Source organism: Bradyrhizobium niftali (genome assembly GCF_004571025.1).
GTDB lineage: Bacteria > Pseudomonadota > Alphaproteobacteria > Rhizobiales > Xanthobacteraceae > Bradyrhizobium > Bradyrhizobium niftali.
Genome location: NZ_SPQT01000002.1, coordinates 84147 through 106044 on the forward strand (window position 1 = coordinate 84147; position 21898 = coordinate 106044).

Below are 21898 nucleotides of genomic sequence, written 5' to 3' on the forward strand. Positions count from 1 at the left end.
CAGCGCGCTTTGCACGATTGCGTCGCGACAGCATCAAAAAGCGCTATAATCGCCTCGGCAAGGGGTTGTTTTTCGGGAGAAAGTCCAAGACGAGAGGTCAAGTTCCGGGTTGTGTGTCTGCTATGACCGGCAGCCACAACGAGAACCAAAGGCCGGCTGGGCAGGTATGACGCACCATGCGGCCTACGGGTCGCGGACTGGGAATGAGCCAAGTGAACGCGCGAGGAATTCACCACGTTACGACGATCGTCGGCGACGTAAGGCGCTCGGCCGACTTCTATCGAGGCGTGTTAGGGCTCAAGCGGGTTAAGAAGACCGTCTGCTACGACGATCCAGGCAGTTACCACGTCTATTATGGCGCCGAGTTCGGTTCTCCAGGGACTGTGATAAGCACCCTTGCCTGGAACTGCGTGACAGCGGGACTCGTCGGGGTCGGCGAAGTCGTCCAGACCGCATTTCGGGCACCGCCGCATTCCCTCGGTCAGTGGGCCAATCGCCTGGATTCGTGTGGTGTACCCAGTAGATCGCAGATGTCACCCTTCGGAGAGCGAATGCTCTGTTTCGCGGACCCCGATGGAACATCACTGGCATTGGTCGAGACACTGGAAGATCAATCGTCGGAAGTCCATCGAGATGGGCCAACAGTTCGCCCGCTCCAAGGCCTTCATGACGTGACACTCAATGTCCGCGAGGAGGACGCGACGATCGACATCCTTCAAGAGGTCTTCGACTTCGGGCTTGTGTCGAGGAAGGATGGTTCTATCCGCTTGGCTGCGCACGGCGGACCCGGAGGCGCCATCACCTTGCGTGTGATAGGGAAGTCCTCGCGGGGACGGCTCGGCGGAGGTACCATCCGCCACGTGGCCTTTCGCTCGAGGGATATCGATGATAGGTCGGAGATGGTTGAGAAGTTGCGCTCGGCATACGGGATGGCGGTCAGCGATCCGATCGAGCGCACCTATCTGAGCGCTGTAGGTTTCCGTGCGCCTTGCGGCGTCCTATTCGAGATCGCCACCGACGGCCCAGGATTCGCGGTCGACGAAGCGCCCGAGCGCTTGGGGGAACATCTCAAGCTACCCGCTTTCCTAGAAGATCGCCGCGCCGAATTGCAAGCGATCCTACCTCCGCTCAGCTAGGCGCCCTGGTTGCTCGCTTCGCTTTTCCCTGCGGGACGGCCCTTTGCGCAGGCTTTTCGCGAGTGGCCTTGCCTTCCATGAAATCGGTAAGGCGAGGGCAAACGAAGTCGAGGAAGGCCTTCACCCGGAACGGCAGACGCGGCCCACCGTGATAAAGCGCGTGGATCTGCTCGTCGTCGCCCACGGTGCCATGGAGCACTTCGATCAGTCGGCCGGCAGCAATGTCGTCGCGGATGTGATAGTCTGCGAGCCTGGCGATGCCCACACCCGCGAGGGTCATTCTCTTCAGGGTTTGGGCATTGTTCGCAACGAGCGGGCCATTGACCATCCGGTCTACGATGCGGCCACTCTCCTTGAGCGGCCAGACCGGCGCAGACCGCCGGAAGTTGAACCCCAGGCATTTGTGACGGGATAGATCCTCGACCTTTTTGGGTTCACCCATATGGTCGATGTAGTCAGGCGAAGCGACGATCCGCCTCTTCACGACGCCTATACGTCTGGCAACCATCGCGGAATCCTGCAGAGGGCCCACGCGGAAGGCGACATCCGTCCGATCGAGGTAGAGATCGACGACCTCATCGGAGAGTGAAATATCGATCACGATCTCGGGATGGGCCTTCCAGAAGGCCGGGAGCAAAGGTTCGAGACCCAGGATACCGAACGATATGGTCGTGTTGACGCGAATTGTCCCACCGGCCGTCGTCGCACCCCTGGAAATTCCCCGCTCGATCCCATCAAGCTCGGCGACAAGTGCCAAGCTTTTCTCATGATATATCCGTCCCTCGGCCGTCAGCGCCAAGCGCCGCGTCGAGCGCTCGAAAAGCCGCACGCCGAGCCGCTCCTCGATTCTTCCGATAAGCTTGCTGACCGTCGACGGCGCCATCAAGAGCCTGCGTGCGGCGTCGGAATAGTTGCCGACCTCCACTACGCGGAGGAAGACCTGCATTTCACCGATCCGATTGTCCATGTCATACCCGTCTGTGAAGTGACTTCACAAATAATGTGGAGTTTCGATGGATTATCAAGTCCGGGCTTCTTCACCTATCGTGAGGCATCGTTTCCGTCCCGGCGACATTTCCGATAAGCACGTTTTGCTATCGGCGGTCGTCGGATCGGAGTCTTGAACGAAGGCGATTATCTCTCTAAGGGAGATTCGTTGTGGACGCGATCTGTGATGGGGGGCTATGGACGTTCCAATGAAGGAAGGTTCTGATAGCGCGTCCGGCGGCTTCTATGGTCGTCGTATCAGTGAACACCTCGGTATGGAGGGCGACTGTCTGCTTCGCGTCCATCGCGAGGGACAACTGGCGCTCGCGATGACGCGGTTGACCTGCTCTCGTTTCGTTCGGGAGCGGACGGCGGCCATACCTTCCGAGCCAGCCTTCAGCATCCTGCACCAACTGGGCGATCTTGAAAGGCATTCCTGCTGGCTCGCCGGTAAGCCGAGATATTCGGGAGCCTTCGGCGCCGGCACGGTCAGCGTCACCAATCTGATGGACAACCCTCAGTGCGAATTCAGGGGTCCGTTCGATGCCGTCCAATACTACGTACCGACGAGCGCCCTCGACGAATTCGCCCGCGAACACGGAGCCAAGCCGGTGGCGACGCTCAAGTGGGGCAGGGATCAGCGCGACCCGTATCTTTCGACATTGTCGAGCGTGCTTCTCAGCGCTGTCGAGCAGGATCCGGTCAACAATCAGCTCTTCATCGACCAGATCGGATTGAGCTTGATCGCCCATTTTGCGCAGACCTACGGCGGCATGCGCCCCCAGGATAGCGCGGTCGGCGGAGGCCTTGCGCCTTGGCAGGAGCGTCGCGCCAAGGAGATTATGCGAACGCGTCTTGCCAGCGGTCTGACGATTGCCGACGTAGCTGCGGAGTGCAAATTGACGCCCAGCCACTTCGCAAGATCGTTTCGGCGCACCACAGGTATCGCGCCGCATGAATTCCTCTCGCAACTTCGGATCGAAGAAGCAAAGCGTCAGATGCTGAGCACGAAGCTTCCGCTTGCCGACATCGCGCTCATCTGCGGTTTCGGTGATCAGAGCTACTTCACCAGGGTCTTCTCGCGCAGTGTGGGAGCAAGTCCCGGCGCTTGGCGGCGGGCCCGGACCGAAGGCTAGGTCCAGACCCGCGACGCCTTAAGCGGGACGGATCATATCGCGGGCATAAGCCAATCCGATCCCGTATCCGCCCGCATGGGATTCGACGATGGCGCGAGCGCCATCGTAAGTTTCGTGTCGCGTCCAGTCGCGCTGCATTTCGAGCAGAATCTGAATCCACGATGTCAGGTGAGCCCCCGCGGCGTCCATCCGGCTGAGAGCGAGTTCGTGGCTTGCGGGAGTGAGCCCTCCGCAGGCATCGCCGACGACATAGACTTCCAAGCCGGCCGCCAGCGCCGACAAAACGGCGAACGTCACGCACGCCTCGGTGAGCAGACCTGAAACGATGAGACGTCCGCGGCCGGTGGCGAGGACGGCGTCACGCGCCTTCTCATCCTCCCAAACGTTCATGCTGCGCCGGTCGATCGTCTCGATGCCTGGCAGGGCCGACTTGATGGCCGGCATCAGCGGGCCGCTGTACACCTTTGTCGCGGAAGTCGATGCGACGACAGGCAGACCGAACACAGTCGCGGTCTTCGCGAGCGCGATGACATTGTTCATGAGCGCCTGCCGGTCGATCGATCCGACGCCGAACGCCAGGCCGGCCTGTTGGTCGACCAAAAGCAGGGCGCAGTCCTTCGGTTCCAGTAAGTGGAGGGGATTCGACGCCATGTGACCTCTCCACTACGACTTCAGGAATGCAAGCAGGTCCGCGTTGACCTGATCGGCGTGCGTCGTCGTGGTAGCGTGCGGAGCGCCCGGATAGGTTTTAAGCTTGGCGCCTTTGATCATCTCGGCGGCCAGCTTGCCGGTATAGGGGAGCGGCACGACCTGGTCATCCTCGCCGTGGACTACCAACGTGGGGACATCGATCTTGGCCATGTCGGGCCGGAAGTCGGTTTCCGAGAACGCGGTTACGCAATCGAGCGTCGCCTTGATCGACGCCTGAAGAGCGATCTGAAGCGTCTGCTGGAACACACCCTGCGACACCTTCATGCCGTGGTTGGTCCCGTAAAAGAGGGGATTGAAGTCGTCGAGGAACTGCGGGCGATCCTTGATGAGGCCGGCCTTGATGCCGTCGAATACCGATTTGTCGACGCCGTCGTGGTCCGCGGTCTTGACAAACAGCGGCGTGACGCAGCTCAGCAGCACGAACTTCGAGACGCGCGCAGAGCCGTGTCGCGCGACGTAGCGGGCGATGTCTCCACCGCCCATCGAGAATCCGACAAGCGTCACTTCCTTCAGTTCGAGATGCTTGATGAGCTCTGCGATGTCGTCGGCGAAGGTATCGTAGTCGTAACCCGTCCAGGGTTGGCTCGAGCGGCCGAATCCCCTGCGATCGAATGCCACGGTCCGGTAGCCTCGCTCGGCCAGGAATAGCATCTGCGCGTCCCACATGTCGGCGCTCAGCGGCCAGCCATGACTGAACAGGACGGGCTTTCCGCTTCCCCAGTCCTTGTAATAAAGCTCGGTACCGTCCCGCAATTTCAGCAAGGCCATCGATCGCTCCTTTGGCGCGTGACAAGGCCGGTGCGTCGCCTTTCGACGCATCGGTTGTCTACGCGAAACGTCGCGAAAGTAGGGGCATTTGGCTTGGACTATCTGCTCGTCCTTTGGACATGCTGGCGATCTTGGACGCGCCGGCGGGAACGCGGCATGTTCGGCAAATAGTCGCACGCGAACATCGGGCCGGAGTCCAAGCGACGACGAAATAGTCCAAGCTCCGGCGACAGTCAGGGTTCAGGATGGCCTCACTCGCACCCATCCGCTTTCGCCGATCGGTCACGATCGCAAGGAGATCCCTAGATGTCGAAACTCGATATGCTCACGCCGGACAATAGCGCCATTGCGCTGATCGACTATCAGCCGGCCATGTTCCAAGGTGTTCAATCGCACGACCGCCTGGTCACAATTAACAACGTTCAGATCCTGGCAAAGGCTGCCAAGCTTTTCAAGATTCCGACCGTGCTGACTACGGTTGCGCGTGATTCGTTCTCCGGACCATTCATTCCGGAAGTCACCTCGCTGTTTCCGAAGCATGACGTCATCGACCGCACGTCGATGAATTCCTGGCTCGATGCAAACTTCCGTAAGGCGGTCGCTGCTACCGGTCGCAAGAAATTCGTGCTGGCCGGTCTCTGGACCGAGGCGTGCGTGATCTTCCCGACGCTGGACATGCTCAAGGAGGGCTACGAGATCTACATCGCTGCTGATGCTTGTGGAGACCTTTCGCTCGAAGCCCATAATCGAGCGATGGAGCGAGCCATTCAGGCGGGCGCGGTCCCCATCACCTCGTCTCAGTACGCCTACGAACTTCAGCAGGATTGGGCGCGCACCGAGACCTACGAAGGAATGATGGACATTCAACGCGCGCATTCGCCCTACGGAATTCAGATCCGCTTCTCGAAGTGGGCGCTCGGCGAGCATGCTTCCGAGGGTGGCGCCAAGGCCGGCTAGAGTTCCTCTAATCGCGGATAACCGGGATGAAAATCTACCTGTTGTCGCTCGGCGCCGGCCTTCTGGTCGGCGTCATCTACAGCTTGATGAACGTTCGCTCACCCGCGCCTCCGTTGGTCGCTTTGGTTGGGCTGCTTGGCATCCTTGCGGGCGAGCAGATCGTTCCCGTCACTCGGCAGTTGCTGTCCGGACATGGGCTGGCTTCCGCTTGGCATCAAGCAAAGAGCGCGACGCACATGTTTGGGATGTTGCCTGGGCGTCACAGCGAGCAACCCGCTAAGACGACCACGTTAGAGGCCCTGGAGAAGCAATCATGACCACTACGCCAGATGTCATTCTACACCGCGGCCTGTTCACGACCCTCGACCGTTCTAACCCGACCGCTTCCGCCGTAGCCATCGCCGACGGCCGCTTCGTTGCCGTCGGGCACGATCACGAGGTAATGAAGCTCGCCGGGCCGGACACGAAAGTCGTCGATCTGAAAGGGCATCGTGTGCTGCCCGGTCTGATCGACAACCATCTCCACATCATCCGTGGCGGCCTAAACTTCAACATGGAGCTCCGGTGGGACGGCGTACGTTCGCTTGCCGATGCGATGAATATGCTGAAGCGGCAGGTCGCCGTCACTCCGCCGCCCCAGTGGGTGAGGGTGGTCGGTGGGTTTACCGAACATCAGTTCGCCGAAAAGCGGCTCCCGACGATCGACGAGCTCAACGCGGTTGCTCCGGAGACGCCGGTCTTCCTGCTCCATCTCTACGATCGGGCCATCCTGAACGGGGCCGCGCTGCGCGCCGTCGGTTATACCAAGGACACCCCGGAACCGCCTGGCGGTGAAATCATGCGGGACGCGAAGGGCAATCCGACGGGTTTGCTGCTGGCCAAGCCGAACGCCAACATCCTCTACGCCACGCTCGCCAAAGGTCCCAAGCTGCCTTTCGACTACCAGGTCAACTCGACCCGTCACTTCATGCGAGAGTTGAACCGCCTGGGCGTCACCGGCGCCATCGATGCGGGCGGCGGATTCCAGAACTATCCGGAAGACTATGCCGTCATCCAGAAGCTCAACGATGAGGGCCTTCTGACCATCAGGCTCGCCTATAACCTCTTCACCCAGAAGCCCAAGGGCGAGAAGGATGACTTCCTGAACTGGACGAAGACTTCGAAATACAAGCAGGGCAACGACTATTTCCGGCACAATGGCGCAGGCGAGATGCTGGTGTTCTCCGCTGCCGATTTCGAGGATTTCCGCGTCGCACGACCTGACATGCCGCCTGAGATGGAGGGTGAACTCGAAGAAGTCGTGCGCGTTCTCGTCCAGAACAAGTGGCCGTGGCGGCTACATGCGACCTATGACGAGACGATCTCGCGTGCGCTGGACGTGTTCGAGCGGGTTGATCAGGATCTGCCGCTGGAAGGGTTGCACTGGTTCTTCGATCACGCCGAGACGATCTCCGACCAGTCGATTGACCGGATTGCGGCGCTCGGAGGTGGCATCGCCGTCCAGCACCGGATGGCCTATCAGGGCGAATACTTCGTGGAACGCTACGGGGCAGGGGCAGCCGAGGCTACGCCGCCGGTAAAGAAGATCCTGGACAAGGGCGTCAAGGTGTCTGCCGGTACGGATGCGACTCGCGTTGCTTCATACAATCCATGGGTCTCGCTGTCGTGGCTGGTCACCGGCCGCACCGTCGGCGGTTTGCGGATCACGCCGCAACGCAACTGCCTGGATCGCGAGACGGCGCTGCGGATGTGGACCGAGAATGTAACGTGGTTTTCCAATGAGGAAGGCAACAAGGGCCGTATCCAGGTTGGTCAGCTCGCCGATCTCATCGTTCCGGATCGCGACTACTTCTCCTGCAGCGAAGCTGAAATAGCCGACACGACCTCCGTGCTGACGATGGTAGGAGGCAAGATCGTGTTCGGCACCGGAGACTTTTCGAAGCTGGAGGCAGCTACCCCGCCGCCCGCAATGCCGGACTGGTCGCCGGTCAGGCGCTTCGGTGGCTACGCCGCCTGGGCCGACGATAAGACGAAGGAAAGCGGTCTCGCCATGAAGGCTTCGCAGATGTGCGGCTGCGCCAACTCCTGTGGCGTGCATGGACATGATCACGCCTCGGCATGGTCGAGTCGTCTGCCCATTTCCGACCTCAGAAGCTTCTGGGGCGCTCTCGGGTGCGCCTGCTGGGCGGTCTAAGATGACGTCCAAAGATTCTCCGGACTGGGTGTCCTCGATTCTCCGCCGGCCGCTCTTGTGGCATGCCGTCAGATTGGCGCTGGTGTCGGCCTACGTGATCGGCGGCTCGACCAAGTTGCTTGACTTCGCGGCTGCCGCGGCCGAGCAGGAACATTTCGGCCTTCATCCAGGATGGCTGTGGGCGGCGGCGGCCATCGTGGTCGAACTCGGTGGCTCCCTGCTTGTCGTCATCAACCGCTTCGTCTGGCTCGGTGCCGGTGGGCTCGGCGTCCTTACGTTCGTCGCGATGCTCACCGCCAACGCGTTCTGGACTATGAGTGGCCATGAGAGATTCATGACTACAAATGCCTTCTTCGAACATCTCGGTCTGATTGCAGGTCTCGTCGTCGTATCGATCGTTGCCGACGCGTCCTCCGTCCGCTCGAGTCCTGTTGCGCGATCTCAAGCCACCCAAGGAGTTTCTCGATGAAACCGGCTAGGATATTGGTTCTGCTCGCATTCGCTGCGGCCGTCGGGACAACCGCGCCGATTGCGGCAAAGGACGCAACGAAATCGCGGGAGACCGGAGTTGCCGTCGCTCCACAGTACGATACGACGCACGTCTACGTGGCACCCGAGGACGTGGACAAGTTCGTGACGAGCTTCCTCGCGACCTTCGGCGGCAAGAGCACCAAGCAAGTGGTGGCGACTGTTACGCCAACTCCAAGCAGCACCACGTCCCAACTTTTGCAGACGCCAGCGGGCACCGTCTCGCTGTTCGGCTTCAAGACGCCGATCCCGTATCCGTTCGGCGCCGAGCGCAACGGCTACCTCGTCACCGACATCGACGAGGCAATCAAGGCGGCGCGAACTGCGGGCGCAGACGTGATCGTGTCGACCTTTCCGGACCCTATTGGACGGGACGCCGTGATCCAGTGGCCTGGCGGTGTCAACCTTCAGATCTACTGGCACACGACGAAGCCGGACTACACTCCCTTCGAGCGGATTCCGGAGAACCGCGTTTATGTCTCGCCCGACCGGGTCGCGGCGTTCACCCGTGGTTTTCTGGCCTTTTCGCGGGGCAAGATCGTCTCCGATGACGCAAAGGCTCCCGGAGCAGAGATAGGCAGGCCGGAGGCGACCTACCGCCGGATCCGGATCGAATCCGCCTTCGGGAAGATGGTCGTGCTGGTCACTGACGGTCATCTGCCCTATCCCTATGGACGGGAGACGACAGGCTACGAAGTGAGCGATCTCGCCGCCACGCTGGCCAAGGCGAAAGAGGCGGGCGCCTCGGTGCTCGTCGAACCCTACACGTCGGACGGTCGCTCCGCGGCGTTCGTCGTGTTTCCTGGCGGCTATGTCGCTGAGATCCACTCGCTCGCGCAGAAGAGCGCGGCGCGGGCCGCCGGCAAGTAGGAGTTGATGAGCGTCAATGGCGGATCGGGCTTATCTGTGCGGTTTCTGGATCCTTCTGGCGCTCGCGATTTTCGGCGCCGGAGCCGACCGCGCACTCGCGGATGACGGAGACGCCACGCTTCCGAAGCGGCCCGCTATCCAGGCGAACCGCTGGGCGGAGGACTGGTCGGTTCTCGCCGATCCAAGGCTGCGCACAGAGCCGTTCGATGAACTGAAGTACATTCCCCTTTGGGCCACCGATCCTAAGAGCTACATTTCGCTGGGCGCAACGTTGCGGGAGCGCTTCGAGAGCAACAACGCGGCCGGCTTCGGCACCAGCAACACTCCATCCGATAGCTACTTCCTGCAACGGCTGCAGGTGCATGCCGACATCCACTTCAACGAGAATTGGCGTGCATTCGTCCAGTTGGAGGACGATCGGGCCTTTCACAAGTTCAACGTCACTTCGGTCGATCAGGATAGACTAGACCTTCGTCTGGCCTTCGTCGAATACGTCAATACGTTCTCGGGCGGTACCCTGAAGGCGCGTGCCGGACGACAGGATTTTGCCTTCGACTTGCAGCGCTTCGTATCCTCGCGAGATGGGCCCAACGTCCGGCAGTCGTTCGATGCGTTGTGGGCGGACTGGGAGACTGGTCCCTGGCGCTTCATCGGCTTCGTCAGCCGTCCTGTGCAGTACTTCGATGGGCAGCCGTTCGACGACACGTCCAACGATAACTTCAAATTCAGCACACTGAGAGTCGAGCGCAAGGTGTTCGGCGACAAGGAACTGTCCGGCTACTATTCGCTCTACGAACGGAGCAACGCCAAATATCTGGATGCGAGTGGCGAAGAACATCGACACGTGTTCGATGTCCGCTTCGCGGGCAATGCCCAACACTTCGATTGGGACCTCGAGGCCATGGGGCAGGTAGGCCAAGTCGGGACAACGGACATTCGCGCTTGGGCCGTCGGCGCGCGCACGGGCTACACCTTCAGCAGCGTGCCGTGGCAGCCGCGGGTCGGGCTGCAGATCGATGCCGCGTCCGGCGACCATCACCCCGGAGATGGATCGCTGGGCACGCTCAATCCGCTCTTCCCTAACGGATACTACTTCACCCTTGCAGGCTACACGGGCTACGTGAACCTTCTGCACGTCAAACCGGCCATCATGTTCAATCCGATAGAGCGGTTGAAAGTGCTCGCAGCGGTTGGCTTTCAATGGCGCGAGACGACGACTGACGCGATCTACGTGCAGCCCAACGTCCCGATTGCGGGCACGGCAGGCAAGGGCAGCAACTGGACGGGCATGTACGGCCAGATCCGGCTCGATTACGCCTTCAACGACCATCTGACGGGAGCCATCGAAGCAGTGCATTTCGACGTCGGTGACACGATCATCCGCGCTGGCGGGCACACCAGCAACTACGTCGGCGTCCAACTCCAGTACGGCTGGTGAAATGCCGCGTCAGATACTGCTCCTTCCGCTGCTGCTGAGCCTGAATGCGGGATTCGTCGACACTGCGGGATTTCTCGCATTGCAGGGATTGTTCACCGCGCACGTAACCGGCAATTTCGTCACATTCGGCGCGGCCATGGTGCTCGGGACTTCCGGCGCCTTGGCGAAGCTCCTGGCGTTGCCCGTCTTCTGCCTGGTCGTGATCGGCACTCGGGTCTTCAGCTTCTTTCTTCCCGCGATCGGTTTACCGATCTTCCGCTCGATGCTCGCGTTAAAGGTGCTGCTATTAGCTATCGGCGCGGTCTGCGCCGTCCGATTCGGGCCGTTCGTTCAAGGTGATAGCTGGCAGGCGATCTGCACTGGCATGATGTTGGTTGCCGCGATGGCAATTCAGAACGCCGCGCACCGCATTCACATGGGCACGGAACCACCGAGCACCTTGATGACCGGCACTACCACCCAAATCATGATCGACGTGGCCGACGTACTCAGGGGTGCGCCCGCGCCCGTGCTGACTGCGGCCAAGCCGCGCCTCGGCAAGATGTCAGCGAGCATGGCGGCTTTCGCGCTGGGGTGTGCCGCTGGCGCCTGCCTCTACGCGACGCTAGGAACCTGGTGTTTCGTGCTTCCGCCGCTCATCGCTCTGCCGGCCGTCTTCCTTGCGGCCGCCGAGCCGAAGTGAGTTGGCGAGGAGAGATCGGCGAAACGAAGTGACGGCGAATCTCTGGGTCTTTGATTGAGATAGGAGGCAACGATGCAAGACCGTTCACCCGAGCCCACACAGCTGACGCCGCTGCGAACTCCGTCCGATCTCGGCGACAATGCGACGAAGGATGTCTCCGCGGCTCTCACCGGGCTCCTGGCCGACATGTTCGCGCTTTATCTCAAGACCAAGAACTTTCATTGGCACATGTCCGGGCCTCACTTCCGAGATTATCATCTGTTGCTCGACGAGCAGGGCGACCAGATATTCGCGACGACCGATGTCATCGCCGAGCGTGTCCGCAAGCTCGGCGGCACGACGATACGATCGATCGGTCACATCAGCCGCATTCAACGGCTTCTGGACAATGACGCGCCCTACGTAACCCCTGAGGACATGCTCGCCGAGCTTCTCGATGACAACAAGCGGATGACGACGTTGCTGCGGGAGGCCCACGCGGTCTGTGACGAGCACAACGACGTGGCCTCGGCGAGCCTCATAGAAAATTGGATCGACGAAGCCGAACGCAGGACTTGGTTCCTGTATGAATCGACGCGGGGAAGAAGTTAGTGGCCCTTTCCGCTCCCAATCGAGGCTGAGAGTAGAGGAGTGCGCGACAGATCTCTCAGGCCCATCGATTCGTGCTTCATTTCTGCAATCCATTCGCGAGAAAGCGCGATGTCTGCCTGCGAAAGCTGGTGCCCCGCCGGGAGGATACGATGGTTCACTGTGCCTCCCGCGGCCGACAGCATGATCGCCAACGTGTCCGCGTTGTCCGCGGGCACGATAGGATCCTGTCGTCCGGAAAGGATGAGCACCGGTTTCCGCTCGAGATTCAACCTCGTCGATCCTGTCCAGGACGGTTTCGACGTCACGCTTCGCATCGCTGACCTGGAGTCATCCAGCTTGATAGCCCGCAAGACCACGCCTATTCCCAGGGTGGTCTGTGCGTCTCCCGACTATTTCAAGAAGCATGGCACCCCGTCACATCCGCGGGAACTGCGGGATCACGTCTCGCTCACCTATGGCTTCCTGCTCACCGGTAACCAGTGGAAACTCACCGGCGCGGACGGAGAGCACTGGATCAATCCTGCTTGGTCTTTGTGCGTTAACAATGCGGAAGTTCTGCGCGACGTTGCCATCAAGGGCAGGGGCGTCGCTCTCATTCCCGAGTTCATCGCCGGAGACGCCCTGAATTCGCAGCGATTGAAAACCATCTTAAAGGAGTTCTGGGGCCCGCCGCTGACACTATATGCGATCTATCCACCGACGAGACACCTCTCGGTGAAGGTCAGACTTTTCATCGATTTCTTGGTCGAGCGCTTTGGCCGCGAAGTGGATGCTTCAGGGAAATCAAATGCCTTTCGAAATTACTGATCCATCGCCTCGATCCTATCCCAAGTCGGTCGCATTCGTGCGTAGAGCCGGCCCGATCATGGTTACGGCGGGCGTGGACACTTTCGTCGAGATCGAAAACTGGCTATTGGAGGAGGCGTCCGCCGACCGGCACATGATCGACCTCCTGGTCAAACTGATCGGCCGCATGAAGGCCGCCGGATCGTCGGTCGATCGCCTCACCCTGCACATCGGTACGCTGCATCCTCAACTCGTCGGGTTCGCATGGGTCTGGAACGTCGACGACGGTTTCTGCGACGAAGTGCGGGTCGCGGACGCCGCGATCGATTCCGATGCCTACAGGCTTAATCCGCTCCAGCGCATCGTCGAAACCGGCGAGACGATCCGGCGGACGCCGACCGAGCCATCGGCGCAGGCCGAGTTTCCCATCATGATCGAGCTTGCGGCCGCCGGCATGACGGACTACGTGGCAATTCCTCTGTCCGGTCTTGACACGCGCAACGTGATCACGATCGCAACGAAAGCAGTTGGCGGATTCGCCGGGGCGGAGATAGATTGCTTGAGGCGTCTTTTCCAACTGTTCGCCCTGCACGTGCAGCGGCACAGCGAGTTGAAGATCTCCGAAAACGCATTGGGTGCATACCTTGGTTACGGCGCCGCCGCCAAGGTGCTCGAAGGCGCGATCAAGCGCGGCGCCGGAGATTCGATCCGCGCCGTCATCTGGGTTTCGGATCTCAGAAATTTCACGAAGATGTCGGACGTTTTGGAGCCGGCCGACATGCTAGTGCTGCTCAACGCCTATTTCGAAGCGATGGCGAGCGCCGTTGCCGCCCATGGCGGCGAAACTCTCAAGTTTATCGGCGACGGCATGCTCGCCGTCTTCCCCGTTACGGTCGGCGCCGCCGATGCGTCGCGCGCGGCGGTCTCAGCCGCGAAGGAGGCTATCGCCAGGCTCGACGCATCCAACCGGGAGATGCAGATCACATGCGATCCGGAGCAGGGGGGCGCCTCGCTGCGGGCAGGGATCGTCCTTCACGAAGGAGAGGTTTTTTTCGGGAACGTTGGTGCTCCGGATCGCCTGGATTTCACCGTCATCGGTGCAGCCGTCAACGAGGCTTGTCGCCTGGAGGCGCTCACGAAAACGATCGGCCGCGACCTGCTCATGACGGAAGCTGTCGCCCGACATCTTTCGCATGACGTCGAACATCTCGGGGAGCATCAGTTGCGGGGCGTCGCCGCTCGGATGTCGGTCTACGGACTGGCGGGGTGAGGGTGTCGTCGACGGCGTAGCCACCGGTCGGCAGAATGGCCATTAGGAGAGGAGCGAGCTTCCGAAGCGGCTCTCCTATCGCCTTCGGACCACTCGTCGTCCCGCGAGTGCTTTCCGCCGACGACAAACTAGTCGATTCGCTATGCCCGCGGCGAACATGCGCCTTCAAACACGCTCGAGGCGCGCGATGGCCCAAAGTTGGGACGCGGGTCCCAAAAAGGCGTTGCGAAATTGGCAGTCCAGAGGATGGACAAATTTTGGGGGCGGTGCGGCGCGCTGGGGAAGATCTGAGAGCTCCACCTATGATCTGGTTTCACAAATACTGTAAAGCGTTGATGGGTTATCAGGCTCCGTGACCAGGCCTATGTCACGGCCATGGCAAAGAACTCAGCTCTCGATCTGATCCGGAGGCCCGACCGTCTCACGCTCGGCATTGAATTGCCGTTCGACAACGACTGGTCGCCCGCTGGCGAGGCCCGGCGCCTGGCGGCAGGCCGTGCGCGCGGCGTACCTGATCTCTCGGCGCAGACCGAACTCATCCGTAAGGCCGACGATCTCGACTTTGCGGCGATTTGGATGCGCGACGTGCCGGTCTTCGATGCCGTGAATATGGGAGACGCCGGCTCGGTGTACGACGTCTTCACGCTGCTCGGCTACTTCGCCGGAGTGACGCGCCAGATCGCTCTAGGCACGGCGGCCGTGGTGCTTCCGATCCGCCATCCGCTTCTGACGGCGAAGGCCGCCGCTTCGGTGGACGTGCTGTCAGGCGGTCGACTGATCCTCGGTGTCGCCTCTGGCGACCGCCCGGTAGAGTATCCTCTGCTCGGTCTTGATTTCGAGGCGCGTGGGAAGGCGTTCCGCGAAGCGGTCGCCTATCTCAGGGCAGCGTGGCAGCCAGGCGGCCTGCCGGTGAACGGCAAGCGTGCCCCAGGCCTCGATCTTCTCCCGCGCCCAACGCAGCCGACTATCCCGATGGTCGTTGCCGGGCAGGCCAGTCAAGACGACAAATGGCTGGCCGCACATATGGACGGACGCTTCGTCTATCCCGGCAGCGTCGAAAAAATGGCTGCACAGGCGGCGCGCTGGCGCGAGGCGACATTCGCCCAGGGCAGTTTCATCAGCGCCTTTCATCTCGATCTGCTCACAGACGTGGATGCGCCGGCTGTACCGATACGCTTCGGCGCGCGCGTCGGCCGCAAAGCACTCATCGCGCATCTGGAAGCCCTTGCCTCGGTCGGTGTCGATCACATCGCCATCAATCTCAGACAATCGGGGCGGCCGCCCGCCGAGATCATCGAAGAACTGGCGTCGGACGTCATGCCGGCGCTCGTCGGAAATCCGAAGGCGCGAGCCGCCTAAAACTTTTGGGACAATCAGCATGAATATCGTGAAAGCACTTGGCGCCGAAATTCCGGCACTCGGCTTCGGCGTCTTCCGCATGTCGGACGCCGAAGTCGAAGCGGCCGTTCCTGCCGCGCTCGAGGCCGGCTTTCGGCACTTCGACACCGCGCAGATCTACCAGAACGAAGCGGCGCTCGGTCGCGTACTTCGCTCCGCCCGCGTACGCCGCGAGGACTTGTTCTTGACTACAAAAGTCTGGGTCGACAATTACTCAAAGGACAAGTTCTCGGCCTCGGTGGACCAGAGCCTCGACAAGCTTGGGATCGACCGGGTCGACCTGTTGCTTCTGCATTGGCCGGGCGACAAGGTTTCGATTGCCGACCAGATCTCCCTGCTTAATGAAGCTCAGGAAGCCGGTAAGACCCGTTTCGTCGGGGTAAGCAACCAAAATATAGCGCAGACGATGGAATCGATCGCGCTCAGCAGGGCGCCGATCGTCACCAATCAAATCGAGGTGCACCCCTATCTCGATCAGAGCGCCGTCGCCGCCGCAGCGAAGGCTGCGGGCGTAGCGATCACAGCCTACTACGGTATGGCCGACGGCGCGATGCCGCGCCATCCGCTTTTGCAGAAGATCGGGGCGAGGCATGGCAAGTCCGCAGCGCAGGTCGCGCTGCGCTGGCTGGTCCAGCAAGACTATGTCGCGCTGTCCAAGACCGCCAAGCCCGAGCGCGTGGCCGAGAACTTCGCGATCTTCGATTTCGCTCTGACGGAAGAGGACATGGCCGCGATCGGCAAGCTCGCTCGACCGACCGGCCGCCTGGTTAGCCCGCCCGGTCTCGCTCCTGTCTGGGATTGAGGAGAACTGCACGTGAGCGGATCGTTTACAAAGTCTCGGCGTCTTAACTGGCCCCTGCTGGCGCTCGCCATCGGAGCCTTCGGCATCGGTACGACCGAGTTCACGCCGATGGGCCTGCTGCAAGTCATCGCGCAGGGGGTGGACGTCTCCATCCCGACCGCAGGTATGCTCGACAGCGGGTACGCCATCGGCGTCATGGTGGGCGCGCCGATCATGACTCTTGTCTTCAGTCGGTTCGGCAAGCGCACGGCGCTCATGCTGCTGATGACGATCTTCACTGTCGGCAATTTGCTTTAGGCCCTGGCGCCGGACTATTACACACTACTGGCATCCCGGCTCGTTACCCGCCTCAATCACGGTGCTTTCTTCGGGCTAGGTGCGATCGTCGCCGCGAGCGTGGTGCCGAGGGAAAAGCAAGCGAGTGCGGTCGCCACCATGTTCATGGGGCTGACCATCGCCAATGTCGGCGGCGTTCCCGCTGCGACCTGGATCGGTCAGCAGGTGGGTTGGCGGATCGCATTCGCGGGAACGGCGGGGCTCGGCGTCCTCGCCATCATTTTCTTGTGGATAGCGCTGCCAAAGGGTGAATCGGGCACCGTTCCGGACGTACGGCGTGAGCTCGAGGTGCTCATCCGGCCGACCGTGCTGCTCGCGATGGCAACGACGGTGATGGGCGCTGGCGCCATGTTCACGCTCTACACGTACGTGGCTCCGGTCTTGGCCGGACTAACAGGTGCGTCGGAGACTTTCGTGACGATTGCCCTGATTCTGATTGGGGTCGTGCTTCACCGTCGGCAATGGTCTCGGCGGCAAGCTCGCCGACTGGTCGCTGGATGGCGCGACGAAGATTTGTCTCGCGAGCCTCGCCGTCATCATGGCGGTGTTGCCGCTGTTGCTCACCAGCCATATAGGCGCGGCGGTAGGTCTACTGATGTGGGGAGCAGCGACCTTCGCGATCGTCCCGTCGGTGCAGATGCGGGTCATGCAGGCCGCTTCCGAAGCGCCAGGGCTCGCATCGTCGATCAACGTCGGAGCGTTCAATCTCGGTAACGCGGTTGGTGCCGCGGTCGGCGGCGGCGTCATCAGCCTCGGCCTCGGCTATGCGGCCATTCCCATCGCGGGCGCCGTTTGCCGCTGCCGGTCTGGCTCGGGGCTCGCAGACGGGTCGCGATGAACCCTTGCGAGGCGTGACAGGAAGGGGCCGAACATGAGCAGGATAGGCTTTCGGTAGTAAGCGACGGCCGCGAGGTGCCACGATGGCACCAAGGAGCAGGAGGGATGACACAGTGGATCTACAACTGAACGACAAGACTGCGCTGGTGACCGGCTCGACGGCCGGCATTGGGCTCGAGATTGCAAAACGCCTAGTCGCAGAGGGAGCCGACGTGGTCATCTGCGGTCGCAATCGGCAAAAGCTCGACGCAGCGGCGGTCGAATCCGGTGCGCGTGGTGTGCTCGCCGACCCGGCGACATCGGAGGGAGCGACAACGCTTCTCGCGGCTGTGCCGGAGGTAGATATCCTGGTGAACAATCTCGGCATCTACGAATCGAAGCCTTTCACCGCGATTTCCGACGAAGACTGGCGTCGTTTCTTCGAGGTGAATGTCCTCTCCGGCGTGCGGTTGGCCCGGGCTTATTTCCCAGGCATGATCGCTCGCGATTGGGGACGCGTCATCTTCATCGCCAGCGAGAGCGGTCTGCTTGTGCCGCCTGACATGGTTCATTATGGAATGACGAAGACAGCGCAGCTCGCGATCGCACGGGGTCTCGCCGCGAATACCAAGGGCACTCGGGTTACCGTCAATTCTGTGCTGCCGGGAACTACGCGATCCGAAGGAATCGTCGATTTCCTCAAGAGTGTCGCCGAGGATCCCAACGCGCCGGAAGCGGAGATAGAGCGGGCATTCTTCGTCAGAGACCGCCCCACCTCGCTGATCCAACGCATGATCGAGCCTGGGGAGATCGCATCGCTGGTCGCCTATCTCGCAAGCCCGCTCTCGGCCGCGACCAACGGCGCGGCGCTACGGGTCGACGGCGGCATCACGCCGACCATCGTTTGAGAGGCGCTGCAACGTGCCGGCGACATCGGCCTGGTACCGCGCAGACTGCCTTCAGAGGCGCGACCGGGCACGGACCGGCAAGTTGTCTCGGCAGTCGGCCTCCGCTAGTGTCCCGCAGCGGCTTCCACGTGACCGCTCTCAAGCTCAGGATAGTCGAGATATCCGGAATTCGATCCGCCATACATCCCGAACTGCTTTGGCGAGTTGTAGGGACCGTCCATCAGAATTCGCGCTGGCAGGTCTGGGTTGGCCAGGAAGAGACGACCGAAGGCGACCGCATGGGCCTCACCGGAGCCGACAATCTGCGCTGCACGTCTAGGGGTGATACCCGCATTGACGATCAGCGGGCCGCGGTAGCCTCCGCGGAATATCGACAGCATTCTTTCGTAGTCGGGAGCTCCAGTCCAGGCGTTGGTGTCGGCAAGGTGCAGATAGGCAAGCCCAGCCGACTCCAGCCAGTGAGCAAGGGGCCGATAGGTATCCTCCGGCTCAGGATCCCGCACGCTGTTGTAGTCGGCGAAGGGCGACAGCCGCAGTCCGATCCGCGAGCGCGGCATGACATCAGAAATCGCCGAGACGATCTCTTGAAGCAGCTTTGATCGTCCTTCGGCGCTTCCGCCGTAGTCGTCGGTTCGTAGGTTAATCGTCGGCGACAGAAACTGATGGATGAGATAGCCATTGGCGCCATGAATCTCGACGCCGTCGAAGCCCGCGCGGACCGCGTTGGCGGCTGCGAGTCTGAATTCGCTTACGACGCCTTGGATCTCTGCGGAGGTCATCGCGCGCGATGATGTCGCCGCTATCCGCACATATGCACCGTTGGCGAGGAGCGCCCACACCTGTAGCCGATCGAGATCGTCGTTCACGCCTGAGGGAGAGAGCGGTTGTCCATCGGATAGGAGACCGCGAGCGCTGGCACGCCCGGCATGCCAGAGCTGCGCGACGACGCGCCCCCCTTTTTCATGGATCCGATCGACGACCGGCTTCCACGCCTGGGTCTGTTCGTCGGTCCAGAGACCAGGCGTCCGGTCGAAGGCGCAGGACATCGGCCCCACGTTAATGCCTTCGGTCACAATGAGACCAGCGCTCGCCCGTGCCGCGTAGTACTCCGACGCGGTCGGATTAATCACGCCGCGTTCGCTGGCGCGCGAACGCGTCATCGGTGCCATCACAATTCTGTTCGCGAGATCGAGATCGCCCAAGGTCGCCGGATGGAAAAGGCTTTGCATGTTCACTCCTTCGAGGTCGGCTCATTGCGAGCCAGATCGAGCTGGTCCGCGCGTCTATCGCGCAACCAGCGATTTCCCAACGCGAGACCGTATTCGTAAAGAGCGTTCCCGTATTCGAGTTGCTGCCGTTCGGCGGACAAGAGCGCGACGTCGACGTTCGCGCGCGCCGAGTTCAGAGCGCGTGCCAGAGAGGCAGCTTCGTAGGCCGCCTTGGCGGTTCCTCCTGCGGTGTGGGGACGGACGACGAACGCGGCGTCGCCTGTCAGCAGGATCCGACCGAACAACGTCTTCGGCACTCTCACGTCGACGATGGTCTGGAGAAATGGATCCGGCGTTTCCGACACCAGCGCGGCCATCTTGGGATGAATCTCGCGAGGGGCGCGCGCCTTGAGCGCTGCGATGGCGCCGTCCGGCAAGGCGCCGCGCGGAATCGAGGATCGATGCCGCGTGCAGTTCTTATCGGTCAGCACGCCCGCCAGGTCGGCTGGGCTGACGTGAACGTACCAGACCCAGTTGAGGCGTCGCGATCCGGCCGCGATGGCGCCGTCCCTTCCCGGGATGAAATAAGCGAGCATGTGCCCCCCGCTGCGGGCCTCGGAGAAGGTGAAACGGTCGTGGAAAAAGGACAAAAGCTCGCCAGGCACGTCGCGCTCGTCCAGCACGCCCCGCCAGGCGACGTAACCGGCATAACGCGCCGCGACATCGGGAAGCATTCTTCGTCTCGTCGCCGAGCCCGAACCGTCCGCGGACAAAAACAGATCGCTTTCGACGATCGTGCCGTCGACGAGCGTTGCCGCGACTTTGGAGGTCGTCTGGGTCACAGCGGTCACCTCAGAGCCCGCGCGGTAGCACTCGTCAGGGACAGCGGCGCGCAGCGCTGCGTGGATGGCTTCCCAGGATGTGAAGTCTTGCGGTGCCTCCTCGAGCGTTCCGTCTCCGCCGTCATAGTCGAGGTAGCGGCGTCCTTGGCAGGACGTGCGGGGGAGGGCCCCGGCGCCGTTCTCCGCGAGCAAACGCGTCAATTCGCCCTGGACGACAATGCCGGCTCCTCGCGCCATCATCGGACCGGGCACGCGTTCGTAGATGCGTACGGTCGCGCCGATCTTCCGAAGGGCTATGGCATTGCAAAGTCCGGCAACGGATCCCCCGCCGATCGTAACCGTAAAGCCATGTTCGGCGTGCCAACTCATCCGTTTTTCCAATGTGAAATCTCCGAGGATCATGACGGGCTCATCAGACGAGCCCCCAACTCGCGGCCGGATGCTGCGACGGCTTTGCCTGCCTGAATTCGTTCTTGAGCGTAGTTCCGGAGCGCGGTTTCGAGCGGCACGGATGACATGTGCTTAGGCAGCGCGATGGCATCCGCGGCGGCCTTCGCGATCCCCATCCCCGTGTGTGGCCGCACGACGAATGCCGCGTCTCCGACGAGTGCGATCCGCTGCGACACCATCCACTCCGTTTCGTAGTCGAAGATGCCCTGCTCGAAAGGCCGGGCCGTTTCTTCGACCGCCGCGGCGAACGAGCGGGGCAACAGCCGCCTCGCGTCGTCGACGAGCCGCTCGCGGGCCCGCTCGGAGACGGTGCCGGGCGGCAGGGAATATCGATGGATGCGGCCTTGGCTATCCGTAAGTACCCCGTCCCGCGTCGCCGGTCCGGCCGCGGGCCTATACCAGACCCAGTTGTACCTACGGCGTCCGGTCCCGGTCTCGCCTCCGGCGCCAGGCACCAAGAAGCCGATGATGTGGGAGTAGGGCATCCGGAAGTATGCGAAGCGGTCGAGCAGTTCTTCCCTCGCGAATCCAGGCAAGGCGGACTCCGAAAGCAGACCGCGCCATCCGACGTAGCCGGCATAGGAATTTGAGGCCGAAGGACCGTCCACGACGGCGCGCACGACGGATGCTATTCCGTCGGCGCCGATGACCAGGTCGGCCATCGCTTCGTTGCCGTCTTCGAAGCGAAGAACGACACGATTCGTGTCCTCTCGAAGATGTTCGACCTTCTTGCCTGGCAGGTATGTGCCGTCCGCCTTCCGTTCGCGAAAGACTCGATAGACGGCGTCCCAGGATATCTGCATTTGCGGCGGCATCGGCTGGACAAGCGGAGTTCCGGCGTCGCCGAAGACAATGCGCTCTCGCGAGATCACGCCGACTCGCGCGACGTGCTCACATCCGGAAGCCCTAAGGATCGCGAATGTTTCGCGCTTGCCGAGGAAGCCCGCGCCGCGTCCCCCCAACCCATGGAGCGATCGTTCGTAGACCGTGACGTCGTGCCCGTCCTGTGCAAGCAACGTCGCGGTGAACAGTCCCGCGAGAGAGCCTCCGACGACCGCGATGCCCATGCTCTGTAACCCTCGGA

Annotated in this window: 20 protein-coding genes and 2 pseudogenes; 16 read left to right on the plus strand and 6 right to left on the minus strand. The window is 61.7% G+C overall.

Going from position 1 to position 21898, the window contains the following annotated elements; all coding sequences use genetic code 11:
- The first annotated feature begins 203 nt into the window (after nucleotides 1-203).
- A complete protein-coding gene (locus E4K65_RS48520) occupies nucleotides 204-1136 on the plus strand; it encodes a ring-cleaving dioxygenase (protein ID WP_235885499.1) in 933 nt (310 codons plus the stop codon).
- On the opposite strand, the gene E4K65_RS05455 is transcribed toward E4K65_RS48520, so the two are convergent.
- Nucleotides 1129-2103, minus strand: a complete 975-nt coding sequence (locus tag E4K65_RS05455; RefSeq protein ID WP_167770557.1) for a LysR family transcriptional regulator — start codon at nucleotides 2101-2103, stop codon at nucleotides 1129-1131. The two genes, E4K65_RS48520 and E4K65_RS05455, sit on opposite strands and share 8 nt — an antisense overlap.
- A gap of 229 nt (nucleotides 2104-2332) precedes the next feature.
- Here E4K65_RS05455 and E4K65_RS05460 point away from each other — a divergent pair, with 229 nt between their 5' ends.
- Nucleotides 2333-3259 carry a helix-turn-helix domain-containing protein gene (locus E4K65_RS05460; RefSeq protein WP_135173294.1) on the plus strand — a complete coding sequence of 309 codons (927 nt, stop codon included), beginning with the start codon at nucleotides 2333-2335 and terminating at the stop codon, nucleotides 3257-3259.
- 18 nt (nucleotides 3260-3277) lie between these two features.
- On the opposite strand, the gene E4K65_RS05465 is transcribed toward E4K65_RS05460, so the two are convergent.
- Both E4K65_RS05465 and E4K65_RS05470 read right to left on the minus strand, forming a co-directional pair.
- Complete coding sequence (locus E4K65_RS05465; protein WP_135173295.1) at nucleotides 3278-3910, minus strand: hydrolase; 633 nt, start codon at nucleotides 3908-3910, stop codon at nucleotides 3278-3280.
- Between the two features lie 12 nt (nucleotides 3911-3922).
- Nucleotides 3923-4738: an alpha/beta fold hydrolase gene (locus E4K65_RS05470; protein WP_135173296.1), complete on the minus strand. Its 816-nt coding sequence runs from the start codon at nucleotides 4736-4738 to the stop codon at nucleotides 3923-3925.
- Nucleotides 4739-5044: 306 nt separating this feature from the next.
- Between E4K65_RS05470 and E4K65_RS05475 the strand changes: the two genes are divergently transcribed.
- The 14 genes and pseudogenes from E4K65_RS05475 to E4K65_RS05545 all read left to right on the plus strand — a co-directional run bounded on the left by E4K65_RS05475 (nucleotide 5045) and on the right by E4K65_RS05545 (nucleotide 18314).
- Complete coding sequence (locus E4K65_RS05475) at nucleotides 5045-5695, plus strand: hydrolase (RefSeq protein WP_135173297.1); 651 nt, start codon at nucleotides 5045-5047, stop codon at nucleotides 5693-5695.
- Nucleotides 5696-5721: 26 nt separating this feature from the next.
- The gene (locus E4K65_RS05480) at nucleotides 5722-6012 is read left to right on the plus strand and encodes a XapX domain-containing protein (RefSeq protein ID WP_135173298.1); all 291 of its coding nucleotides are present in this window, start codon (nucleotides 5722-5724) and stop codon (nucleotides 6010-6012) included.
- Nucleotides 6009-7889, plus strand: coding sequence for an amidohydrolase (locus tag E4K65_RS05485; RefSeq protein WP_135173299.1), 1881 nt, complete (start codon nucleotides 6009-6011; stop codon nucleotides 7887-7889). The genes E4K65_RS05480 and E4K65_RS05485 overlap by 4 nt, the downstream gene beginning before the upstream one ends.
- Nucleotide 7890: 1 nt before the next feature.
- Nucleotides 7891-8358, plus strand: a complete 468-nt coding sequence (locus E4K65_RS05490; protein WP_135173300.1) for a DoxX family protein — start codon at nucleotides 7891-7893, stop codon at nucleotides 8356-8358.
- Nucleotides 8355-9287 carry a VOC family protein gene (locus E4K65_RS05495; RefSeq protein WP_135173301.1) on the plus strand — a complete coding sequence of 311 codons (933 nt, stop codon included), beginning with the start codon at nucleotides 8355-8357 and terminating at the stop codon, nucleotides 9285-9287. Before E4K65_RS05490 ends, E4K65_RS05495 begins: the two co-directional genes overlap by 4 nt.
- A 16-nt stretch (nucleotides 9288-9303) precedes the next feature.
- The gene (locus tag E4K65_RS05500; RefSeq protein ID WP_135173302.1) at nucleotides 9304-10725 is read left to right on the plus strand and encodes an alginate export family protein; all 1422 of its coding nucleotides are present in this window, start codon (nucleotides 9304-9306) and stop codon (nucleotides 10723-10725) included.
- A gap of 1 nt (nucleotide 10726) precedes the next feature.
- Complete coding sequence (locus E4K65_RS05505) at nucleotides 10727-11407, plus strand: YoaK family protein (RefSeq protein ID WP_135173303.1); 681 nt, start codon at nucleotides 10727-10729, stop codon at nucleotides 11405-11407.
- 72 nt (nucleotides 11408-11479) lie between these two features.
- Nucleotides 11480-11998, plus strand: coding sequence for a Dps family protein (locus E4K65_RS05510; protein WP_135173304.1), 519 nt, complete (start codon nucleotides 11480-11482; stop codon nucleotides 11996-11998).
- Nucleotides 11999-12265: 267 nt separating this feature from the next.
- Nucleotides 12266-12805 (plus strand): annotated as a pseudogene (locus E4K65_RS05520) (substrate binding domain-containing protein); the annotation flags it as partial.
- Nucleotides 12753-14054 carry an adenylate/guanylate cyclase domain-containing protein gene (locus E4K65_RS05525; protein ID WP_235885500.1) on the plus strand — a complete coding sequence of 434 codons (1302 nt, stop codon included), beginning with the start codon at nucleotides 12753-12755 and terminating at the stop codon, nucleotides 14052-14054. The pseudogene E4K65_RS05520 and the gene E4K65_RS05525, both read left to right, overlap by 53 nt.
- Nucleotides 14055-14492: 438 nt before the next feature.
- Nucleotides 14493-15413, plus strand: a complete 921-nt coding sequence (locus E4K65_RS05530) for a TIGR03571 family LLM class oxidoreductase (RefSeq protein ID WP_235885501.1) — start codon at nucleotides 14493-14495, stop codon at nucleotides 15411-15413.
- Between the two features lie 19 nt (nucleotides 15414-15432).
- Entirely contained in the window at nucleotides 15433-16254 is an 822-nt protein-coding gene (locus E4K65_RS05535; RefSeq protein WP_135173306.1) for an aldo/keto reductase, read from the plus strand.
- A 6-nt stretch (nucleotides 16255-16260) separates the two neighbouring features.
- Nucleotides 16261-17465: pseudogene (locus E4K65_RS05540) on the plus strand (MFS transporter).
- Nucleotides 17466-17540: 75 nt separating this feature from the next.
- Complete coding sequence (locus E4K65_RS05545) at nucleotides 17541-18314, plus strand: SDR family NAD(P)-dependent oxidoreductase (protein ID WP_135173307.1); 774 nt, start codon at nucleotides 17541-17543, stop codon at nucleotides 18312-18314.
- A 104-nt stretch (nucleotides 18315-18418) separates the two neighbouring features.
- Here the strand turns inward: E4K65_RS05545 and E4K65_RS05550 are convergent, their stop codons facing one another.
- Genes E4K65_RS05550 through E4K65_RS05560 form a run of 3 tightly spaced genes read right to left on the minus strand, consistent with a single transcriptional unit; the run spans nucleotide 18419 to nucleotide 21881 of the window.
- Complete coding sequence (locus E4K65_RS05550) at nucleotides 18419-19543, minus strand: alkene reductase (RefSeq protein WP_135173308.1); 1125 nt, start codon at nucleotides 19541-19543, stop codon at nucleotides 18419-18421.
- A gap of 2 nt (nucleotides 19544-19545) precedes the next feature.
- Nucleotides 19546-20766 (minus strand): FAD binding domain-containing protein, encoded by a 1221-nt coding sequence (locus tag E4K65_RS05555; RefSeq protein ID WP_135173309.1) that lies wholly within the window; start codon nucleotides 20764-20766, stop codon nucleotides 19546-19548.
- Nucleotides 20763-21881 (minus strand): FAD binding domain-containing protein, encoded by a 1119-nt coding sequence (locus tag E4K65_RS05560; protein ID WP_135173310.1) that lies wholly within the window; start codon nucleotides 21879-21881, stop codon nucleotides 20763-20765. The genes E4K65_RS05555 and E4K65_RS05560 overlap by 4 nt, the downstream gene beginning before the upstream one ends.
- Nucleotides 21882-21898: the final 17 nt, after the last annotated feature.